Annotated in this window: 2 protein-coding genes; both read right to left on the bottom strand. The window is 77.1% G+C overall.

The genetic code is table 11. The features are described from left to right. On the bottom strand, nt 1–1,047 hold a 1,047-nt coding region (locus DQW85_RS23810), incomplete at its 3' end, for a glycosyltransferase (protein WP_162795306.1). Then, nucleotides 1,044–2,006, bottom strand: a 963-nt coding sequence (locus DQW85_RS23805) for a glycosyltransferase family 9 protein (RefSeq protein WP_162795305.1), incomplete at its 5' end; no start/stop codon positions are given. The genes DQW85_RS23805 and DQW85_RS23810, both read right to left, overlap by 4 nt.

The raw sequence follows: 2,006 nt of genomic DNA, 5'->3' as shown, positions 1-2,006 counted from the left end.
GGCCGGGTGGTCCAGCAGGTCTGTCAGCGCCCGGGCGAGGGCCCGGGGTCGGCGGGGCGGCACCAGCACGCCGCAGCCCGCCACGGTGTCGAGGTGCCCGCCGACGGCGGAGGCCACGACGGGCACGCCGCACGCCATCGCCTCGACCGGCACCATGCCGAACGGCTCGTACCACGGCACGCTGACGACCACGTCGGCCGAGCGCATCAGCGCGGGCACCTTCTCGCGCGGCACACTGCCGATCACCCGCACCCGGTCGCTCACCCCGCACCCGGCGGCCACCTCGCGCAGCCGCACGGCCTCGTCGTCGTCGGGACGGCCACCGGCGACCACCAGCTCGCAGCGGGGAATCAGCCGCAGCGCCTGGATGGCGGTGTCGACGCCCTTGCGCGGCACCAGCCGCCCGATGCTGAGCACCAGCGGCCCGCCGCGGCGCGGCGCGACCGGCCCCTCCGGGCGGAACACGCCGAGGTCCACCCCGCACGGCACGACCCGGATGCGCTGCCGCGGGACGCCCATCGCACGCAGCTCGCCGACCTCGTCGCCGCAGGTGGCCAGCACCGCGGCGGCGCGCTCGCCGATCTCCCGCTCGGTCTCCAGGCGGTGCGCCGGGCTGGTGTCGGCGCGGCCCTGCCAGCGCCGCTTGACGGTGCCGAGCGCGTGGAACGTCTGCACGACCGGGACGTCCCCGCAGGCCAGCAGCGCGGCCTGCCCGCTCATCCAGAAATGCGCGTGCGCGATGTCGGGCCGGTCGGCCGCCCAGCGCGCGGCCAGCCGCTCGGTGAACTCCGGCATGTACGGCGGGAGCTCGTCCTTCGGCACCGGCGCGGCGGGCCCGGCCCTGACGTACTCGACGGTCACGCCGGGAGCCATGGTCACCGTGGCCGGCCGGTCCGGGTCCGAACGCCGGGTGTGCACCACGACGCTGTGGCCGCGGGCCCCGAGCGCGGTGGCCAGCGCCGCGACGTGGACGTTCTGCCCGCCCGCGTCCACTCCGCCGAGCGCCGCCAGCGGATCGGCGTGTTCCGAGATCAGCGCGATTCTCACCGGATCAGCTCCCTCACTGCCTTGACCACCTGCTCGCTGGTGACCTGCGCGAGGCAGGGATGTCCCGATACGGGGCACTGGCGCGCCCTGGAGTCCCGGCACGGCGCGTCCTGGTCGCCGAGCAGCACGACGGGCACCCGGTAGGGGGCCCAGCGGGCGGCCGGGACGACCGGCGCGAACAGGCTCACGACCGGTGTGCCCACGGCGGCGGCCAGGTGCGCGGGGCCGGTGTTCCCGGCCACCAGCACGCCGGCTCCCTCGATGAGGGCCGCCAGCTCGGCCAGCGTCGTCCGCCCGCCCAGGTCCACGGCGTCGCCGCCGGCCACGTGGGCGGTCAGCTCCCGCTCGGAGCCGGTGCCGGTGACGACGACGCGGTGGCCGTCCCCGGCGAGATCGCGGACCGCCTGCCGGTGCCGCTCCGCCGGCCAGGCCCTGGCCGGTGCCGACGCCCCCGGATGGACCACGACGTACGGGCCGGGTCCGAGGCCGAAGCGGCTCACGCCGGGCAGCGGGCGGCGTACGGCGAGCCTCCCGTCGTCCCCCGGAGGCGGCTCGAACCCGGCGGTGACGGCGAGGCCCAGCATCCTCTCGGCCTCGGGCACGTCCACGTCCTCGTCCACCACGTGCCGGACGTCCAGGAGCGAGCCGGGGTAGTCGTTGCTGATCGCGGCGATCCGCCGAACCCCGGCGAGCCGCAGCAGCAGGGCCAGCGGCAGCGCCGACTGGTGGAACGAGGTGAGGATCACCGCCTCGTCCACGCCCCCGCCCCCGTACCCGCGCCCGCGCGCGTCCCCGCCGCCGAGCAGGCCGAGCAGTTCGGCGACGCCTTCGGCGGACAGGGGCGGCGGCGGGTACGCGATCCACGGCGCCCGCCACACGATCACCCGGTCCACCCCGGGCAGCAACTCGGCTGCCGCCCGGCCGTTGGGCCCGGCGAGCACGGTCACCACGCGCGCGTG

Source organism: Nonomuraea lactucae, assembly GCF_003313395.1.
GTDB lineage: Bacteria > Actinomycetota > Actinomycetes > Streptosporangiales > Streptosporangiaceae > Nonomuraea > Nonomuraea lactucae.
This window is presented reverse-complemented; position numbering and strand designations above follow the sequence as displayed.